This is a genomic window from Shinella sp. JR1-6 (assembly GCF_004284735.1).
GTDB lineage: Bacteria > Pseudomonadota > Alphaproteobacteria > Rhizobiales > Rhizobiaceae > Shinella.
Genome location: NZ_SHMI01000116.1, coordinates 1 through 1,177, shown reverse-complemented (window position 1 = coordinate 1,177; position 1,177 = coordinate 1). Strand labels below are relative to the sequence as shown.

The window sequence follows — 1,177 nt, the reverse complement described above, 5'->3', positions numbered from 1 at the left end:
CTTACTCGACGATCGAGGCAACGATGCCGGCGCCGACGGTACGGCCGCCTTCGCGGATTGCGAAGCGCAGCTTTTCTTCCATCGCGATCGGAACGATCAGCTCGACTTCAACCGTGACGTTGTCGCCCGGCATGACCATTTCCGTGCCTTCCGGCAGCGAAACGATACCGGTCACGTCCGTCGTGCGGAAGTAGAACTGCGGACGGTAGTTCGTGAAGAACGGCGTATGACGGCCGCCTTCTTCCTTCGTCAGGATGTAGGCTTCTGCCATGAACTTCTTGTGCGGCTTGACCGAACCCGGCTTGCACAGGATCTGGCCACGCTCGACGCCGTCACGCGTGACGCCGCGCAGAAGCGCGCCGATGTTGTCGCCGGCCTGGCCCTGGTCGAGCAGCTTGCGGAACATTTCAACGCCCGTGCAGGTCGTCTTCGTCGTCGGGCGGATGCCGACGATTTCGATTTCTTCACCGACCTTGACGATACCGCGCTCGACGCGACCCGTCACAACCGTACCACGGCCCGAGATCGAGAACACGTCTTCGATCGGCATCAGGAACGGCTGGTCGATCGGACGCTCCGGCGTCGGGATGTAGGCGTCGACCTGAGCCATCAGCTCGCGGATCGCGTCTTCACCGATCTTCTTGTCCGAATCTTCGAGAGCGGCCAGAGCCGAACCCTTGACGATCGGAATGTCGTCGCCCGGGAAGTCGTAGGACGACAGAAGTTCGCGAACTTCCAGTTCGACCAGCTCCAGAAGCTCGGCGTCGTCGACCTGGTCGACCTTGTTCAGGAACACCACGATCGCGGGAACGCCGACCTGGCGGGCGAGCAGGATGTGCTCGCGGGTCTGCGGCATCGGGCCGTCAGCGGCGGAGCAGACCAGGATCGCGCCGTCCATCTGGGCAGCACCGGTGATCATGTTCTTGACGTAGTCGGCGTGGCCGGGGCAGTCGACGTGCGCGTAGTGACGGTTCGGCGTCTCGTACTCGACGTGCGCCGTCGAGATGGTGATGCCACGGGCCTTTTCTTCCGGTGCGGCGTCGATCTGGTCATACGCCTTGAACTCGCCGAAATACTTCGTGATCGCTGCCGTCAGCGACGTCTTGCCATGGTCAACGTGGCCGATCGTGCCGATGTTTACGTGAGGCTTGTTGCGCTCAAACTTACCTTTTGCCAT

The 1,177-nt window shown here is 61.9% G+C and carries 1 protein-coding gene; it reads right to left on the bottom strand.

The features are described 5' to 3' along the window. Window position 1: 1 nt before the first annotated feature. The coding region (gene tuf, locus EXZ48_RS34625) for an elongation factor Tu (protein ID WP_024270433.1) at window positions 2–1,177 on the bottom strand (1,176 nt) is incomplete at its 5' end.